This window comes from Chryseobacterium carnipullorum (genome assembly GCF_900142785.1).
GTDB lineage: Bacteria > Bacteroidota > Bacteroidia > Flavobacteriales > Weeksellaceae > Chryseobacterium > Chryseobacterium carnipullorum.
Map to the genome: position 1 here is coordinate 79,307 of NZ_FRCD01000018.1, position 17,958 is coordinate 97,264.

General features: G+C 36.5%; 14 protein-coding genes and 1 tRNA gene. 6 read left to right on the forward strand and 9 right to left on the reverse strand.

What is annotated here, in order from left to right:
- Positions 1 to 38: 38 nt before the first annotated feature.
- Positions 39 to 112: transfer RNA gene (locus tag BUC06_RS18900), tRNA-Met, on the forward strand.
- Positions 113 to 296: 184 nt separating this feature from the next.
- Here BUC06_RS18900 and BUC06_RS18905 read toward each other — a convergent pair.
- The 9 genes from BUC06_RS18905 to BUC06_RS18945 all read right to left on the reverse strand — a co-directional run bounded on the left by BUC06_RS18905 (position 297) and on the right by BUC06_RS18945 (position 11,577).
- Positions 297 to 2,498 carry a peptidase domain-containing ABC transporter gene (locus BUC06_RS18905; protein WP_073335556.1) on the reverse strand — a complete coding sequence of 734 codons (2,202 nt, stop codon included), beginning with the start codon at positions 2,496 to 2,498 and terminating at the stop codon, positions 297 to 299.
- Positions 2,499 to 2,503: 5 nt separating this feature from the next.
- Positions 2,504 to 3,544 carry a hypothetical protein gene (locus BUC06_RS18910; protein WP_073335557.1) on the reverse strand — a complete coding sequence of 347 codons (1,041 nt, stop codon included), beginning with the start codon at positions 3,542 to 3,544 and terminating at the stop codon, positions 2,504 to 2,506.
- 4 nt (positions 3,545 to 3,548) lie between these two features.
- Positions 3,549 to 4,742 (reverse strand): lanthionine synthetase LanC family protein, encoded by a 1,194-nt coding sequence (locus BUC06_RS18915; protein WP_073335558.1) that lies wholly within the window; start codon positions 4,740 to 4,742, stop codon positions 3,549 to 3,551.
- On the reverse strand, positions 4,739 to 7,912 hold the full coding sequence (locus BUC06_RS18920) for a lantibiotic dehydratase (protein WP_073335559.1): 3,174 nt from the start codon (positions 7,910 to 7,912) through the stop codon (positions 4,739 to 4,741). Before BUC06_RS18920 ends, BUC06_RS18915 begins: the two co-directional genes overlap by 4 nt.
- Before the next feature lie 65 nt (positions 7,913 to 7,977).
- Positions 7,978 to 8,217 (reverse strand): class I lanthipeptide, encoded by a 240-nt coding sequence (locus BUC06_RS18925; protein ID WP_073335560.1) that lies wholly within the window; start codon positions 8,215 to 8,217, stop codon positions 7,978 to 7,980.
- 63 nt (positions 8,218 to 8,280) lie between these two features.
- Positions 8,281 to 8,502 carry a class I lanthipeptide gene (locus BUC06_RS18930; protein WP_073335561.1) on the reverse strand — a complete coding sequence of 74 codons (222 nt, stop codon included), beginning with the start codon at positions 8,500 to 8,502 and terminating at the stop codon, positions 8,281 to 8,283.
- 157 nt (positions 8,503 to 8,659) lie between these two features.
- Complete coding sequence (locus BUC06_RS18935) at positions 8,660 to 8,887, reverse strand: class I lanthipeptide (protein ID WP_073335562.1); 228 nt, start codon at positions 8,885 to 8,887, stop codon at positions 8,660 to 8,662.
- 85 nt (positions 8,888 to 8,972) lie between these two features.
- The gene (locus tag BUC06_RS18940) at positions 8,973 to 9,176 is read right to left on the reverse strand and encodes a class I lanthipeptide (protein ID WP_073335563.1); all 204 of its coding nucleotides are present in this window, start codon (positions 9,174 to 9,176) and stop codon (positions 8,973 to 8,975) included.
- A gap of 49 nt (positions 9,177 to 9,225) precedes the next feature.
- Positions 9,226 to 11,577 (reverse strand): outer membrane beta-barrel family protein, encoded by a 2,352-nt coding sequence (locus BUC06_RS18945; protein WP_073335564.1) that lies wholly within the window; start codon positions 11,575 to 11,577, stop codon positions 9,226 to 9,228.
- A 535-nt stretch (positions 11,578 to 12,112) separates the two neighbouring features.
- On the opposite strand from BUC06_RS18945, the gene BUC06_RS18950 reads away from it, so the two are divergent.
- The 5 genes from BUC06_RS18950 (at position 12,113) to BUC06_RS18965 (ending at position 17,905) form a co-directional block, all read left to right on the forward strand.
- Positions 12,113 to 13,462, forward strand: a complete 1,350-nt coding sequence (locus tag BUC06_RS18950; protein WP_228423835.1) for a tyrosinase family protein — start codon at positions 12,113 to 12,115, stop codon at positions 13,460 to 13,462.
- The gene (locus BUC06_RS24190) at positions 13,459 to 13,626 is read left to right on the forward strand and encodes a DUF7868 domain-containing protein (RefSeq protein WP_228423837.1); all 168 of its coding nucleotides are present in this window, start codon (positions 13,459 to 13,461) and stop codon (positions 13,624 to 13,626) included. The genes BUC06_RS18950 and BUC06_RS24190 overlap by 4 nt, the downstream gene beginning before the upstream one ends.
- A complete protein-coding gene (locus BUC06_RS18955) occupies positions 13,623 to 14,390 on the forward strand; it encodes a DUF2182 domain-containing protein (protein ID WP_073335565.1) in 768 nt (255 codons plus the stop codon). Before BUC06_RS24190 ends, BUC06_RS18955 begins: the two co-directional genes overlap by 4 nt.
- Before the next feature lie 408 nt (positions 14,391 to 14,798).
- Positions 14,799 to 16,535: a hypothetical protein gene (locus BUC06_RS18960; protein ID WP_073335566.1), complete on the forward strand. Its 1,737-nt coding sequence runs from the start codon at positions 14,799 to 14,801 to the stop codon at positions 16,533 to 16,535.
- Positions 16,532 to 17,905 carry a hypothetical protein gene (locus BUC06_RS18965; RefSeq protein ID WP_073335567.1) on the forward strand — a complete coding sequence of 458 codons (1,374 nt, stop codon included), beginning with the start codon at positions 16,532 to 16,534 and terminating at the stop codon, positions 17,903 to 17,905. Before BUC06_RS18960 ends, BUC06_RS18965 begins: the two co-directional genes overlap by 4 nt.
- Positions 17,906 to 17,958: the final 53 nt, after the last annotated feature.

The window sequence follows — 17,958 nt, forward strand, 5'->3', positions numbered from 1 at the left end:
TGGTAAACAAATATTTTCTATATTTGCACCACCAAAACGGCGAGGTAGCTCAGTTGGTTAGAGCGCAGGATTCATAACCCTGAGGTCACGGGTTCAATTCCCGTCTTCGCTACAATAAAGGGAAAGTAATATCTATTACTTTCCCTTTTTTATTTTTGTGATTTATCATTTAAAATTTTAGAATGGGTAAATAAAGGTTACTTACGATAAGTCTATGTAACTTATTTTGCACATTAAATTTTCAATACTGAACATTTTGTAATGAGATTAGAATCTGATAATGTAAGAAATCTTTCTTATAACCCAAGCTCTAATTGATTTTTTACCAGATTGAAATATTCAGTCCTTTCACTCACTAATTGCTGATGGTTTCCTTTTTCTATAAGTTCTCCGTTTTTAAGCACCAAGATCTGATCTGCATTCTTTACAGTAGAAAGTCTATGAGCAATAATTACAACTGTTTTTCCTTTAAAAAACTCCTGAAGATTATCATGAATTATTTTTTCATTTTCTGAATCCAGAGCTGACGTAGCTTCATCGAAAAATATATAATGAGGATTTTTATACACAGCACGTGCAATAAGAATACGCTGTTTCTGTCCACCTGAAATTCCATTGCCGGAAGCTCCGATCTTGGTTTCGTATCTTAATGGAAGGGATTCAATAAACTCTTCTATATTTGCCGTTTTTACAGCCTGTCTCAGTTTGCTCTCATCTGCATTTTTTTCACCGGTTATAATATTTCTTTCTATACTGTCAGAGAATATATATCCATCCTGCATTACCACACCACAGCTGCTTCTTAAATTTTCGGGAGATATATCATTAATATTGATATCGTCGTATGAAATTTTACCTTCAGTGGGTTCATAAAACTTTAACAGAAGCTTCATCAAAGTTGTCTTCCCACTGCCGCTTGCGCCTACGATGGCTGTTATTTTTCCTTCGGGAATAAAGAGATTGATATTTTTTAATACATAGGGAGATTTACTGCCCGCATATTGAAAACTTACATCGTCAAATCTGATTCCTTTAAATTCATAATTATTTTGTGTATACAATGGTAAGGCTACCTGTCCAGAACTCTCTTCAGCAGGGTAGCTTTGTACTTCGTTCAGTCTTTCTAAGCTGAGTTTTGCATCCTGAAGTGACCGGAAAAAACTGATAAGTTGATTAACGGGTGAATTCATCTGCCCGATAATGTAGGAGACGCTGAGTAATCCTCCTAAAGTCATTTTATCATTTACCACAAGAGTTGCAGCCAGAAAAGTAACAAGAATATTTTTCAACTGATTCATAAATTCAAAACCGGATAACTGAATCTGATTCAGCTTGAGAATTCTGATATTTACTTTAAATAATTTTTGTTGTACTTCTTCCCATTGACTGCGTTTGAAATCTTCAAACTGGTTGAGTTTCATTTCTGTAACTCCCTTAATGATTTCAAATACGGATTCCTGATTTTCTGCCCGCTGCTGGAAACGAAGATAATCTAAAACTTTCCTTTTTTTCAGCCAGTAATAAGACCATCCTATAGAGAGCACCGTAAGAATAAGGTAAACAGTAAGAATTGTATAATTATAATAAAGAAGAACGCCAAAGAAAACCGAAAAGTTAATAATGGAGAAAAAGGTAAGTAAACTCTGAGAAGTAAGAAATTCTTCGATTCTCTCATTATCCTGTATTCTCTGATTAAAATCGCCCATTTTTTTTGTGTCAAAAAACCTTATGGGAAGCTGAAGCATCTTTTTTAAATAATCGGAAATAATGGTAATACTCAGTTTGGTACCTATAAAAAGCATAAGCCAGTTTCTGACCACTTCTATTGTTATTGATCCCAGAAATAATCCTAATTGTGAAAGAAGAATTAATGCAATAAGATTAAGATTTTTGGCGCTTACTCCATCATCTATCAATGCCTGGGTTAAAAATGGAAAGGCAAGTGTGACAGCACTTCCTGCCAGCAATAAAAAGAACATTAATATCAGTTGCCTTTTGTAGGGAGTAAGATATTGCAGGATATAATTCAGCGTTATTTTCTTTTCTTTAGGGACCTGGATGTTGAAAAATTCTTCTGAGGGCTTTAAAAACAAAGCTATTCCCATACTATCATTAGAGATCCAGTATTTTTTAAATTCCTGTTCTTTGATAGAGATCAATCCATGTGCCGGATCTGCAATCTGAAAAGTATAGTCTGAGGATAAGAATTTTTTAGATACTTTCTTTAGTACAACAAAGTGATTTTTACCCCAGTAAAGGATACAAGGGAAAGATTCATGTGAACTGATCAGTTTCTCTATGGTTAGTTTTACCGGAAATGTTTCAAAACCGATCTTTTTTGCTGCTTCAACGATACCGAACATAGATACCCCTTCTTTCGTGATAAATGAATTGTCACGAAGGTATTGAAGGCTGTAGTTTTTTCCATAATTGCTGGCTACCATAGCAAGACATGCCGGGCCGCAATCCATCTGATCATGCTGAATAATAATTTTCATATACGTTATGCTTTGAAAATATTTTTTATAAGAAGTGAACGGATAGACTGGTTGAAGTATAATTTATTTTCCATAAAATCGATTATTCCCAAGGTCAGAGTTGTAGTGTAGGCGGGGGTATTTTTCTCTACAAATTTATAAAGATCAAGAAGCAGAGCGATTTTCAGAATATCATAAAACTGATTATACGGCTGCTGGAAATAATAAATTAAACCTTGAAAGTAATCTGTATAATTAGAATCCCGAAGCTGTTTGTTTATATAGATCCAGTTATATATAATTTGTCTGTCCGGAGTGTTGACCTCAAAGTCTAAACCTGAGTACCAATCATCGGGCAGAAATTCTGTGCTGTGAATATTAAATCTGATCATATCTTCAGTAATCATCGTGAAAAGCTCATAGGCATAAGTTTCTCTTATAATGGGTACTTTCATCCAGTACTCCTTTTGGCTGAAAATATTTCCAAAAAGATTTTCATTGACTCCGTTCAGCAAATAGTTAATAAGGTTAAATATGAGCTGGTATCCTGAATCTTCCTGATGGTTTCTGAAATATATTCTTGAAATATTTTTATTCTGCTCAAAGCATCTCAAATTTAACGTATAAATACCCTGCTGAACAAGATAGTCATTCAGAACCAAACATTCTAAAGTGAAGGTCAAAGCTTTGGGGAAATCTTTTATTTTATAGTAATAAAGTGATTTCACAGACAGAGCCCCTTGCTTGGCATACATATAAAGATTTCCTGAAAAAGAGTTTTCAATCTTCTTTTCAATGTCTAAATACTCTTTTAATGACTGATCAAGATCAGTTTCTTTAAGCAGGTCGGAAACAATTTTTCCTAATTCGCGATCGGTACGGTCTATTGAATCAAACTGTTCTTCATCTGTATTGCATATTTCGAATACTTCCTTTTTTTGTAAGATTTTAATTAATTTACCAGTGTCATACTCAAACGTTAAATTGAAAGAGGATGCCGGGAAAGTAGACATCGCATTTGCAAATTCTTCCAGTTCTTTATAATAGGTTACCATTTCTTTTTCCATAACATTATGCGATAAAGGTTAAATCTGCAAATGATGGCAGGGAGGCATCATCAAAATACATGAGCGTCATACCAATTCCTAAAATTCCCCATCCAAAAGATACCTGCCATAGAATATTATCTTCAAGCAGGCGGCTTTTGAACCCTGCAAAATCATTGGAATGCGTTGCATATGTCAGAATCTGTTGGTTCCAGTAATCTGCTCTTTGGATATATCTGATATCACCAGATAGTGTTCCCAGTTTATCAAATGTAATGGCAAGACCGGAAGCTCCATAAAATATTCCTGCATCCAGCGTGAGATTATCTTCTTTGGTCCTCAGCAGACAGTCATTTAATATGACATTGGCAAAGTCTGCAGTATCGCTGTCTTTCAGTAGTTGTGAAGCTCTGAGAAGAGCATATCCGATTCCGAGATCTCCATAGCACAATGCAAACTGCATCGGTTCTATCGCATCTCCGATCATGTTGGGAAACAGTCCTTTATAATCTGACTCTCTATATTGTTTAATAAGAAATGCAGTTGCTTTTCTGATGATCTTTTCACATAATTGGATTTCTAATCCTGCTTCACAGACTGAGGTAAGAAATGAAATGATTAGTGATGAACCATGCGAAATTCCCAGATATATCCTGTCATACAAAGACGGACATTTCCAGTAATAATCTCCCGTATCATCTTGAAATGCAGCTTCATCAATACTGTTAATAAGAAATATGAGCTGTTCCTGAACATCCGAGCCACTTTTTAAACGCGCCAGATAATAGTACCCTGCGGCAAGAGCTCCCGTACCCGAATCGAAATCTTTAATATTGATTTTACTCTTCATGAGACCGAAAAGGATCTGGTCCAGATTTAAAAGATATTCTTCACTTGAAACAGATAACAAACCGTTGTTTTCGCAGAAAATTAAATACCTCCCGATATGAGCAAGATGAGCATCCAACGAATCGGTACCATGTACCCTTTGAAAGGTCTTGGGATTAAAACTGGCTAGGCCTTTGTTAAAATATTCCTCAGCAGTAGTGGTGTATTTTTGATCACCGGTATATTTGGATAAGTATAAATAATAAAGAGAATATCCTAACAGACCTGTTTCATAGGAAACATTTTTTAATACCTCTTCGTCAGAATACTTGTCCAGAGATTCTGTTATTTTATCAATGAGTTGTCTATGTTTAGTTTGATCTTTTATCATATGGATATATTATTTTTTGCTTTCGCAATCTCCGATTCGTAAAACTTCTTTAAGAAATAATAGATAACAAGCTCATGTCTTCGCTGATTTACCATAAATAAACGGTTTAAGGTCATATGAATATAGCTCATGATCAGATGGTCTTTAGTTTCCTGTGGCAGTTCAGGATACCGGGATAATTCAGTGGCAATATTTTCACTTCTTTTGTTGAAGCATTCGTATGCTTCATGATATTCAACTTTGTCTTTTTCAAAAATAATATCAGAAATTTCTTTTTTAAGTTCCCTGTGTCTGGTACTCAATGTTCTCGACAGCGCTACATAATTATCAGCATTGTTGAAACTGAATTCATTAGTAAAATTCTCACATAAAGTACCGATGACTTTGATTTTATCTTTTACAGAATATTTAAAATCATCCAGGAGCTTGTCTACATTAACTAGTGCAAACTTCCATCTTAATTGTTCGCCTTCATTACCATGAATAAGATTGAGAAACTCAGAAACGGCTGTGCTGTCATAGTAAAAGATATTTTCGCTCAGTTCCATGGTATGGTCACCGTATCTTTCCAGTTCTCTTACATAAGTATCTATCGTTATTCTTAAAGCTTGCTCTTCAGGGATAAATTCGTGGATAGCCTTTTGTAGGTTTTCTGATATAAGATACCATTCTTCCTTTTTCTTGTCGGGATTAAAACAGTGAAATCTGACCCGTATATGATGGTCGGGATCATTATATTTGATAAAGAACCACTTGTCAATGATTTTTTTGTTTAAAAGGTCAACGGCAAAGTCGGAAATTACTTCTGTAAGGATTTCCTCAACATTTTTACTTCCTGAATAGATTTTTATGTAAAACCACTCGCTTCCTGGAGGGAATATTCTTTTAATTTTGGGGGTTGAGACATGCTGGACGGATGGCAGATAAACTGTCCTTTTGTTAAGAAGCGGAATTACTACTTCATTCGCGTAGCTGTTATCCCCTTCCTTGATAAAACAATTTTCTTTAGTATGAATATTTTCATATACAATAACATTTTGCTGGCTGATTTCTTTCAGCAGAATAGCCTGGCCTATTTTATTGTCCAGATCTATAAGAAGTTCGTTGTCTCCGGAGGATAAAACGACATACTGGGGCAGATTATATTGTATTTTTAGATCTGCTATTGTTGCTTCTGCAGCTTGTTCATTCCTGTAATCTGTTTTTATTTTTTTCATGAACCAGCGTGCCCGGCTGATGATGATTTTTTTGTATTCAATTCTGGGCAGGAAAGGTTCATTCTGATATATTCCCCAATCCCAAAAATAACCCAGTCTCATATTTTGACTTCCCACATCGGCAAGAAATTTATACAGTGGCTGTGCAAGTGTCGTATTATATGTATTGGAAAGGCATGGAATAATTTCTTTATTCAGTTTTTTTGATCGTAAGACTACTTTTCCGTTTCTTACAGAAACCAGAAGGTCATCGGCATGGATCTGGTGATCTTTGCTTAATTTTGAATTGGATAGAAATGGGATTTCATAATCCCTGATGGTAGAATATAAGGTGATATTGGCATAGTTGTCATCCGGAATGGTGAGTACCTCAGCCATAATAACATCGGGATTTGTTTTTTGCTCAAAATCGGCTATTTTTTTCACCTGGTTTTTCAGCTGATTATTTCCGTGGGTGAAGCGTGTCAGTAATCTGGCAGCAAAAGGGGCGTGGCATTGAGTTGGGAAAAATTTATAATCACCATTATCCAGTGCTTCTGCAGATGGAGATAGAATTCTTCCGAATATGTAAGCACTCGGAGCTTCTCCTTCACGGGAAAGTTGTGGTTTTTTAGATAAGTAATTTTTGAAATCTTCATCAGCATAGATAACAGTTTCGCCTGTTTTATAATATTGTTTGAATATTTTGTCCCTAAGCATTTCAAATCCACCATAAATGATTCTTGTCTCACTCCGTGAATCAGACATTACAGGAATGCCGTCTAAAAGAGGAGTGTATTCAGCGTTGCCGGATACAACTTTTTCATATCCAATACCATAATTAGTATCTAATACCTGTACCAACGGGAGTTCCCTATCTTCATATCTCGAGGCAAAGGCGTTTACAAAATGGCTCAATGCTAAAGAAGTTCTCTGCGAAAACAGATGCATGACCTCATAAGATGTATCATTGATCTCGTTCAGGATTTTTTTATTTAAATTTCCCTTTTGCAGATTGTAAAAAAGGTCCAGCTTGTAGAAGTCCCTTGATATGATATTACTGTCTGAATTATTTTTAATATAAGTCCTGAAAAGATTAATATCATCAACAGAAGACATATTTCTGATAATATGGTCGATCTCTTTTAATTCATTGATCTCCTCAATATTTATTTCTTTTTCGTCTATAGTATTTATTAAATCTTCAATGAAATTTTCTGTAGAAACGCTTGGAAGGAGCTGGCTCACTAGGATTTGAGACTGGATAATATTTTTTATAAAATTTTGTTTCTGTTCTAGGGTGATTGCAGGATTTGATATTTTGTCAGCCATTTCAGCTACTGTTGCTCCCTGTTCTGCACATTGCAGAATAATCTTTACATATTCACTGAGTCTTATGGAGGTAAGATTGGATGCTATATATCGGCCATTATCAAATTGCTCAACAAAATAAGCTTTGTTTCCTAAGGTATAAAGGGTATTGTTTTTGTAGTATTTGATTTTGTTGATAAGCTCATTATTCAGGGTGTCAATACTGCGGATCAGTTTGGTCAGGGTGTGAATATTGAGCTGGCATACAAGTCTGTATCTGTTATTATCAAACTTGATATTAGTGGGCTCATCAATTATACCTGCTGAAGATGTGCCTGAAAAAAGGCCGTATGGGGTAGACCTGTTCGACATTCTTGAGAAGTATTTATAGAATGTAATTAGGAAGCGCTTAGCTGCATCTTTGTTGGCGAAATTATTTTCTTTCAGTTCTAAAAAAGTTTCATATAAGTCTTTGGAGGCAATGTAAACTGCTTCTTTGTAATAGGTATTTGAAAAAATATGATTTAAAACTTGTACAAGTTCTTCATGATTTTCCAGGCTAATATTTTTAATATTCTCATTAAAGTCCAAAAAGGCTTCAATAGAATGAGAAGGGATTCTCAGACAGCAGTGATCAAGTAAAAAATATTTGTTATTCTCCATTAGTGTAGACGCGATATTAGGTAATTTAAAGAAAAGGGCTGTAAAAAATACAGCCCTGCTTGTTGTTATCCAGCTGTTGACTGTGCAGAACAAGTACTACCTCCGGAACCGCATCCTGTAGATCCTCCTCCGGTGCTAATAGTTGTTGTTTGTGCAGCACCGCAAGTACTGCCTCCTGTACCGCATCCTGTGGATGTTCCCGGAGCTACAGCTTTACCGCCGATAATTTCCATCAACTGCTTTTCATCTAATAAAGCAATTGTTTCCTTGTCTAATGACAATGGGTCTAGTTCTAATTTTTTCATAATAAAAAAGATATGATGTTTTGTTGCCTACTCTTTAAAGGTTTTTCGGCTTCCCCCTTGTCTTTATTTTATAGCTACTTCTGCCTGTGATACACAAGTACTACCTCCTGAACCGCATCCTGTAGAACCGCCGCCGGCACCACATCCGCTACCTCCTGATCCACATCCTGTAGATGTTCCCGGAGCTGCAGCCTGTCCGCCAACGATTTCTTGCAGTTGCTTTTCATCTAGTAAAGCAATGGTTTCCTTGTCTAATGATAATGGGTCTAATTCTAATTTTTTCATAATAAAAAGATTTAATTTTTCTATCTGTTTTAAAGATTTTTTCAGGAATTATCTCTTTATACTTACTGGAGATTAAAATAATCCCTGTATTTTCATTGATTAGAAGAATAAGGGCAATTTTTATACATGAAAAATTACCCTTATGAAAATTCGAAGATTAGTTTGCGCTGATCGTATCTGTAACACTGCAGGTACTGCCTCCTGATCCACATCCTGTAGATGCCCCTGTTCCGGTATTGTCACAAGTACTACCTCCGGTACCACATCCTGTAGATCCTGCCGGGGCAGCTCCTTTTCCTCCAATAATTTCCATTAACTGCTTCTCATCTAATAAAGCAATGGTTTCTTTGTCCAATGACAATGGGTCTAATTCTAATTTTTTCATATTAAAAAAGTTTTTATAAGCGCCTACTCTTTAAAGGTTTTTCGGCTTCCACCTATTTGTATCTCGGTTATTGATAATTATGATTTTAGCTTTGTACAGGACATGCAGAGGTACCTGCTCCACATCCTGTAGAACCTCCCCCGCTACCGTTTGGGTCGCAGGTAGTAGCTCCTGCCGGACACGGAGAAAATCCGGTTTTGCCACCTTTAATTTCCTGAAGCTGTTTTTCGTCCAATAAAGCAATGGTTTGTTTGTCCAGTGACAACGGGTTTAATTTTAATTTTTTCATGGTATTAATATTGAGTATATAGTTTTTTTTGTTTTTGGATGTCCACCCTTTAATTGGCCCTGCTTTTTTCCTCCAACTGTATCTGTTTGTTATTTGTTTTTACATTCTTGTTTCCAAACGTATAAGTCATATTCAGAGTGAAACGTCTGGTATCATAATAATTGTTGTAGAATTGCGTAAATTCATCGTAAAAGATCTTGCCTTTGCTTTGGGTTCCTCTGAAAATATCTTCTACCATCATGTTGACTCTCAGCTTTTTTTCCATTAATGAAAACCTAAAACCGGCAGAAAGGTTTGAAATATTTCCGATATAGGTATTGCCTTGTTTGTTAGGTAGATAGTGGTAAAAATTTAATAAAAACAACACCGATTTTTCTTTATTTATCGTGAAAGTATTATTGATGGTATAGTACATTGATACGCCTTTTTGAGGAACAACTTCAGGAATGGATGATTCTGACTCAGAATAAAAGGAAACAATGTTGGTATTGTTTTCCCACCATTTGGTCACATTGGTATAAAGGCTTGCATTTAACCCTGCATCATATTGTGTAAGGTAATTTTTATAATTTACTTCTTTAATTCCTTGGGTTAAAGAAGTAATCCTTCCATACCCGTTAATCAGCTTCTGCCCATATACCGTAACGGAAAATCTGTTTTTATAAAGATAGGAGAGCTCTACATTATGATTGTAGGATGGAGAAAGAAATGGATTTCCTGTATAAAAAGAATAGGGATTAGAATACCACCTGAAGGGGTTTAAAGCAGTAAAGTTAGGACGATTGATTCTTTTTGAATAATTGATTGATAAGGTATTATTCTCATTGGCTTTGTACTCCAGATAGGCTGAAGGAAACAGACGTCCGTATTCATTTTTATTTCTTTCGCCTGCAGTTTCTGAATACCCGTCAATGGTTGAATATTCGTAGCGCAGACCTGCTTTTGCAGACCATTTTTCGCCCAGACTTTTATAAACACTCACATAGGCAGCAGCATTGTTTTCTTTATATTCGAAATAATTACTTCGGCTTGGGTCTATAGTATATTCATCATTTTTAAATGAAAAATATTTGATATTGGAACCATTCAGAAAATGAGTGAATTTCAGTCCGTTTTCGAGAGTTCCCCATTTGAAAGGAAGATAAAGATCTGCCTGACCTGATAATATCTGATAATCCAGATTGCTCAGGTTTCTGATTTTCTGAGTACCGGGAGTATAGTCGGAAATGGTCTGAAAATTCACCTCCGCATCTGGACTGTTTGAAAAATAATTTCCGGCAATACTCAATTTTTTCCCTAAAGAATCAATTTTATAATCATAGTATGCATTTAATGAATGGGTAACTATTGGTTTTCTATGTTCCGAAGAAGTAGTTAATAGAGAATCCTGAATACTATTTGTCTGATAGATCGATCTATTAAAGATATCCATATCAGAATGAGATTTGGAAATATCGTAGATGACTCCGATATTGGAATTTTGATTCAGTTTGTAATCAAAACTGAAATTGGCTCCCGCTCCTTTGAATTTATCTTTTCGTTTATCTGCACTTAAAATGGAATTGGTTCCGATAATATCGATAAGTTCCACGGCTTTTGATGGTCTGTCAAACTGTCTCAATCGTAACGAACTTGTAATTTTGTTGGAATTGTAGTTTAAAGTAAGGTTATTGGCATTTCCTACATAGGTAGTCTGTATATATGAGGAACTTAGGATACCGTTCCATCCTAATTTTGTGTTTTTCTTCAAGATAATATTGAGGATTCCACTATTTCCCTGTGCTTCATATTTTGCCGGTGGAGTAGTTATAATTTCAACTCTGGAAACATCATCAGAACGGAGTGAGCGCAGATAATTGATCAAATCTGTACCACTAAGATTCAAAAGTTTGTCATTGACCATTACTGCAACGCCGCTTTTCCCAACAATGGAGACCGAATTATCGCTAACTGACAGCATTGGAGTCCCAGATAAAACCTGTGCCAGATCTGCACCGCTGGAAAATATAGAATTTTCAACGTTGAATACGGTCCTGTCTATTTTTTTCTCAATCAGCTTCTTTTTCTTTTCAATGATAACCTCTTTAATCTGTTGTATATCTACAAGCTTTATTTCATTTAAACGGAGATTGTTTTCAAGTTTTATCTTTTTGGAGTATAAGATACCTTTAAACCTTTTTACCTGTAATATATATGAATCTTTGGGAGCATCGATAGTGAACATACCATTAGCATTGGTAATTTCACTTCTTATTTTGACAGAGTCATTTTTCAGAAGAATTACTTCAGCAAACTCTACAGGAGAATTTTCATTGTTTAAAATTCTTCCTGTAATTTGGACGTTTTGTGATAAGAATATTTGGCTGCAAAAGATCAAGACAACCAATATTATATTTCTCATGGATTAGAATTATATAACGTAAATATAAAAATAAATCAAAAATATTCATCTAGTGGAGAATAATATTTTTAATTTAGAATCAATATAAATAGAGGATTTATGGAACTTAATAATTTATTTTAAAGAATTTAATAATGGCCTGTTTTTTAAATTTTAGGCCCTTCTAAATTTAATTTTTAACTAATGTTTTGTTATTTATTATAATGTTAATCAATGTTTTAATATTTTATTGAGATTGTTTTTTTTATTCAATACATAATTTAACCGAATGAAAATAATTTTATAATTTTAAATGAAAATATATTATTTTTTCAAATTGTATATTTTACAATATTGAACTTTATGGTGACGTCAATTATACTTTTTTGCGATCTTTCAAGGTTTAATTTTCACTTTAAAGGGATAATTACGTATAAATACGTAATCCTTTTTCCTTGCATGTTCCTAGATTTGTGGTATACATGAAAAACTGCTTTTTAAAGCAATCGTTTTTGATAAAAAATGTGTAATAACCAGAAATCAAAAAATTAATTCTATGGCTAAGTTTACAAGAAAAAATGCGTGGGAAGAAAACGGAACTTTTGACAATCCGGATCTTCTCTGGTATGCAAAAGCAGTTGGCGTGATGCAGTCACGGGCTTTAAATGATGAGAACAGCTGGTGGTTTTTTGCAGCGATGCATGGTGAGCAAATGGGAGGAGAAAAATTTCCTAATTGGAATATTCTTCCCGGCCCTCCCAATGTTCCTACAACTCCGCTTCCAGATTCAGCTACTGTCGCTAAATATTGGAACCAGTGCCAACATCAGAGTTGGTATTTCGCACCCTGGCATCGTGGTTATCTTATTGCTCTGGAAGAACAGATTCGCCAGGCTGTGATCAGCTTAGGTGGACCCGCTGATTGGGCCCTCCCATATTGGAATTATCTTGGTTCAGGAGATCAATATAAAATACCGCCCGCTTTCACACAGAAAACCCTTCCGGACGGAACTCCGAACCCTTTATATGTAACCGCAAGATACGGTCCTAAAAATGACGGAAACATTTATGTTGAAATTCCACCGCTATCAGAGGCTTGTCAGGGAAATACGATCTATACGGGAAGTAACTCTGCTACATCTAAACCTGGCTATGGCGGACCGGAAACCAGATTCTCACATGACGGAGCATTGAGTGGTAACCTTGAAAGTAATCCTCATAATCTGGTGCATGTACAGGTAGGCGGACAAGACGGATTAATGTCAGATCCCGATTCTGCAGGACTTGATCCTATTTTCTATCTTCATCACTGCAATATAGACAGAATGTGGGCTGCCTGGAATGTGAAAAATCATAATCCTATCAATCCGCTGTGGCTTGGAGGACCTGCACTCTATGGTGAAAGAGAATTTATTATGCCTTTACCGGATAACAAAGCCTGGGTGTATACTCCTGAAGAAATGACTAGCTTAGCGAAGTTAGATTATACCTATGATGATTTAGCACCAACAACAGCTCCTCTGGTTGAAAAAACACTTTCTCAAAGATTAACTAAACTAGGAGCAAAATCAGTAGGAACAGAACCTTTGGAAGAACAGAATATGGATTTAGGAAACAACTCAGAACTTGTTGGCGCCAATGCGGGACAAATTCTATTAGATGGGTCAGGAGCGAAAACCACTGTAAAGTTAGAAAGCAGCTCCTGGAAAAATGTACCCAACAGCCTGATGAAAGCATCTTCTACCCAATTACCGGATCAGGTGTATCTTCAGCTGGAGAATGTAAAAGGAACCAGGGATGCCAATATTCTGAGTGTTTCTGTCAACCATCAGCTTGCAGGACATGTTTCTCTGTCGGACTGCGAAACGCTTCAGATAAAGAGGGTCATAATGGTGGAACCGGATTGACATTTATCCTTAATATTACAGACATTATAGATAATCTGTTTATTAATAATGAGCTTGATATTAATTCTCTGGACGTCACCATACTTCCTGATAATGTCATTCCATCGGATGAAAAAATTACGGTAGGCCGCGTCAGCATCTATCGTGAAGAACAACAGCTATGAAAACCTCGAAAAGGATCCGTTATTCAATAAGTATATCGATTCTGGCAGTAAGTGCTGTATTTTGGGTGATCCTGTTATTTAATCCAGGGGGCATTATGACGGTAAAACATTGTCATGTAACTCTTGAAGGTCCATCGAAGGCATCTCTTCAGATGATGCTTCAGATGAATCCTGTATCCGATCTTATGATCGGCTGGACATTGATGGTGCTTGCCATGATGCTTCCGAAATTGATTACGCCCGTTCAGTATATTTATGACCGAAGTTTCAAAAGCCGGCGTTTAGGGTCTGCATTACTTTTCATATCAGGATATACTGCAGTATGGATTGTTATGGGATTTTTTATGAATGCTTTGATCGTTGGATTGAATCTATTGTTGCCTAATTCTTACATTCCGGCTATAGCAATTGGAGTTATTGCAGTGATATGGCAGTTTTCTCCAGTTAAACAGCGCTGTCTGAATCGTGGACATGATCATGTTTCACTGGCTGCTTTCGGTTCCGAGGCAAATCGGGATGCCTTCATGTTCGGAATGATGCACGGAGTATGGTGTGTAGGAGCAGGTTGGGCACTGATGCTTTTCCCTATGCTACTTCCTTCGGGACATAACGTGGCCATGATGGTGGTTACCTTCATCATGATCAGCGAACATATGGAGCACCCAAAGTTTCCAAAGTGGTATTTCACTTTTCGGCTGAAGCTTCTGCGTGTTATCATTGCCCAGACAAAGGTCAATATGAAGAAGGCATTGAATTTAAACTGAATACTTTTGTTTTCTACTATATTCTACTTCACCGGACTTATTTAAGAAGTTAAAATAAGGGTGAGCAACTACCGCACTTGAGGGTGCGGTTTTTTTGTGTATAAAAATAATGAGTACATTTTTAGGATTTTAATTTTTTTTCTGAACTAAAAGGGACGCAGCTTAAGTATAAACTTTGAAAAATAAAAATGCGTAGAAATACGTAAAGAATATCAAAGGATTAGATCTAGCTTTGAGTATCATCATTTATTTTTCATATAAGCATCAGTAAGAACGATTACTTTTTAATGATGCTTTTTGACATCAGACCTTCACTGCACGTTTCCGTGCTGATATATTGAGGATGCACATTCCTACTGTCATGACTTCGATTTCATAAAAACCGATACCCTATTAAAAATTAACACCATGAAAAAATTTGACACACCTGCCTATCAGGCGGAAAAAGATTTTAAAGACCAGCCGGATCTGAAAATCCAGATTGAGAATGCCTGGAGTGATTATGTAAAATACTGTACGATTAACTCACAAATGGGAAATCCATGGTCAAGCAGCTATGACCATCCCAGAAGCTGGTACTATAATCCTCTTGTAACGCCTGTGACTCCCATTAAAAATAATACAGTTCCAATACAATGGGGTGCTTTTCCAAATAGAATCAATCATTATTTCACGGATTTATTTACTCAGAAGTTTGGAAAAGCTGATGCTACAGACAAATTGCATGAACTTGCCGATATAGGCCCGGATGCTTTCAGCAAAAAATATGACATTACATTAACGGTTACTAAAAATCCATGTGATCCCAATAATACAGCTACAAAACCTTTCGGACCTTCCGGCCCCAGAGGCTGGCAGGATGAATACTGTGAATGGGCAGTGACAAGAGATACAAACGGAGATATCATTGCAGTAGATTTTACCCATGAAAATCCGGAATACTGGTTTCACATGTGGAAAGTATCTCCGGATATGGTTGTTTCACTTTATCAGGAAATTCTGAACAATTCAAATGTAAAGAAGGAAGATCTTTATCTTTTAGACGAGCAGAACAATCCGGTTATTGTAAGAGAGACAGGGCTGCCTGCATATAATCCCATCAATAAGTGGAACAATGGTTCATCAGCAACTACAGCGGGTGGGGGAGCAGTGCATCTTACAAGTCCGCCCAATTCTTTAGGTGCAGAAATTTATCTTGGAGCCGCGGCAACAATTTTAAGAGCAGTCAATGGAAAGGTAATCACAGATGCCAATGCACTGATCTGTGCTGCACAATACGGACAGATCTACAGAAACAGTGATCCACGCATCGGGCAGAATGTCAATTCACTTGTTTATCATAATAAAGTTAAAATATCGTTGACCAATCCTATTGCATTGTATGGTCAGTTACCGGATTTCACCCAGTTTACAATGCCGGCTTCAGCGGAAGGTTATAAGATTGAAGACTGCTATAAAATTATCAGAGGAAGAGATATCAATCCGGGAACTACTTTTTATCCTAATAATATGGTTCTGCACTCAAGATTTGAGGTGCCGGCCGGGGCTAATTTCAAACTCAGCGAGATTCTGGTCCAAAATCAGCCTCTAAAATGGGGTTCTCAGATTGCAGATGTTTTTAAAGTACAGTTGGCAGGAACGGGAATTCCGGGAGGTGGAGACAAACCTCAGGAATATCCTCCGGTTGGAGATCCGGATGTTGCTTTACCAAGCGTGCAGTATCTTCTGGATAATCGTTTACTTCAGGCCAGTCTTTATAATAAATTGAATACATTTTCTAACTTAACTTCATGTATTACACAAATCGAGGCCGGAACTACCACGAAAGGAATTGCCGTATTGGCCAGTGATGCAAATCAGAAAACAGGATTTGATTTTGGCGCGGGAATCATCGCTTCTATAACAGATTTTCAGGATCTGGGTAATGATAATCAGCTTTTCATTATAGATATTACAGTTCAATCCGATGCAGTATTAGGTGAAAAACCACTTGCGCTCTACAATAGTTCTTCAGACCCTAAATATACGATATCAGGTGTGTTGGAAGTTGTAGCAGCGGGTTCACTTCCTAAGCTGAATATGATGCCCAACCATACACTACTTTCTGATCAGCAAATCCAACAGGTTCAAAAAATACTGAAATGAGAACATTATTATTTTCCTTTTTTCTATTGAGTTTAATTTCAATTTCATGTGAATCCGGAAAAAAGGATAAAAAATTAAACTCAAGATTGGGCTTTTCCAAAGAAATGGCAGATATAGATTGTGGTGCTTTTTGTGATCCGCCTACTGTGGGGTATGAATTACCCGCTGACTCAACCTGTGGACACAGTTCTCAAAGTGTGCTAAATTGTTTTGCTTGGAAAAATTTTCTCGCACTAAACTGGAGAGCTTCAGATGAAAGAGGTCTTCCTGATACTACTGCCGTTGCTGCTGATTATGGGATGCCGGGAGATTACAGTCCCACCGTATGGGAAAGTTACTTAAGTGCAGATGATGTATTTGCTGCCAAACAACCGGAACAATGGAATCTTAAAAGCAAAAACGGCTACATAAAATACATCAATGAAATCAATAAGTTCACTGATATAAATGCAAGTCTTCCAAAACCGAAGCTGAGAGCAATGCTCGGGGGTAATGTAGATGAAATCATGCAGGCTAAAGGAGCGTGGCTGACAGATCAAAGTGGAAACATCGTTTGGTATGAAATCAGAATGAACAGCATTGAAAGTGATTTTATAAGGAAAAATAAACTCTATAGTTCTGAAAATTTAAATGCTTTTGCAGCCAAAAACCAGGGCGTCTGGCTTCCAATGGAATCTATTGAGATCAAAGCAGCATGGCGGGTTATTCCTGAGAATCAGTTGGAATCATTAAAGAATTTTTATAAAATATCTAAAGCTATGGTTCCGGAAATTAAAGGTTTTGATAAAAATAACCAGCCGATCTATGGAAAATACACGCAGAAATATTTAGGATTGGTAGGCCTTCATATCATCCGAAAAACCAATCAGTCACCCCAGTTTACCTGGATGACCTTTGAGCATGTGAATAATGCTCCAACAGAAGGGCAGGTAGATCCTTCCATTAAATACTGTTTTTATAATCCGAAAAGTACGGATAAACCCAACCAGTCTCCGGTACCCGGCAAGGACAGTTTGAGTAAGCCGGTCCAGGTCATACGTATTGCCAACAATGCCATTACGCCGGAGATACAAAATCTGAATAAGCAAATCAGAGATATGATTAAAGCCAGCAATCCTAAATCCGTATGGCAATATTATCAGCTGGTCAATGTACAATGGCCGGAAAACCCAATTCAGGACGGGAATAATAATAAGACAGCTCCGCTGATGGATGGTGGGATCACTCCGAATAATATAGCCAATGTTACCATGGAAACCTATATTCAGGAGAAGCAGTGTATGGATTGCCATAAGAATGCTTCAGTAGGAGCACAGAAATATCCTACGGATTACAGTTTTATATTTTTAAAGGTTAAACAGGCGAAATAAATGGTAGGTTACAATCTATCTGCAGTAACTTCAATGGTATAAAAGGCAAAACC

Bases quoted from the DNA above. Each gene is read 5' to 3' on its own strand.
- BUC06_RS18915 (WP_073335558.1), bottom strand. From the start codon at position 4,742: ATGATAAAAGATCAAACTAAACATAGACAACTCATTGATAAAATAACA.
- BUC06_RS18935 (WP_073335562.1), bottom strand. From the start codon at position 8,887: ATGAAAAAATTAGAATTAGACCCATTGTCATTGGACAAAGAAACCATT.
- BUC06_RS18920 (WP_073335559.1), bottom strand. From the start codon at position 7,912: ATGGAGAATAACAAATATTTTTTACTTGATCACTGCTGTCTGAGAATC.
- BUC06_RS18940 (WP_073335563.1), bottom strand. From the start codon at position 9,176: ATGAAAAAATTAAAATTAAACCCGTTGTCACTGGACAAACAAACCATT.
- BUC06_RS18950 (WP_228423835.1), top strand. From the start codon at position 12,113: ATGGCTAAGTTTACAAGAAAAAATGCGTGGGAAGAAAACGGAACTTTT.
- BUC06_RS18910 (WP_073335557.1), bottom strand. From the start codon at position 3,544: ATGGAAAAAGAAATGGTAACCTATTATAAAGAACTGGAAGAATTTGCA.
- BUC06_RS18905 (WP_073335556.1), bottom strand. From the start codon at position 2,498: ATGAAAATTATTATTCAGCATGATCAGATGGATTGCGGCCCGGCATGT.
- BUC06_RS18955 (WP_073335565.1), top strand. From the start codon at position 13,623: ATGAAAACCTCGAAAAGGATCCGTTATTCAATAAGTATATCGATTCTG.
- BUC06_RS18930 (WP_073335561.1), bottom strand. From the start codon at position 8,502: ATGAAAAAATTAGAATTAGACCCATTATCATTAGACAAGGAAACCATT.
- BUC06_RS18960 (WP_073335566.1), top strand. From the start codon at position 14,799: ATGAAAAAATTTGACACACCTGCCTATCAGGCGGAAAAAGATTTTAAA.
- BUC06_RS18925 (WP_073335560.1), bottom strand. From the start codon at position 8,217: ATGAAAAAATTAGAACTAGACCCATTGTCATTAGACAAGGAAACAATT.
- BUC06_RS18965 (WP_073335567.1), top strand. From the start codon at position 16,532: ATGAGAACATTATTATTTTCCTTTTTTCTATTGAGTTTAATTTCAATT.
- BUC06_RS18945 (WP_073335564.1), bottom strand. From the start codon at position 11,577: ATGAGAAATATAATATTGGTTGTCTTGATCTTTTGCAGCCAAATATTC.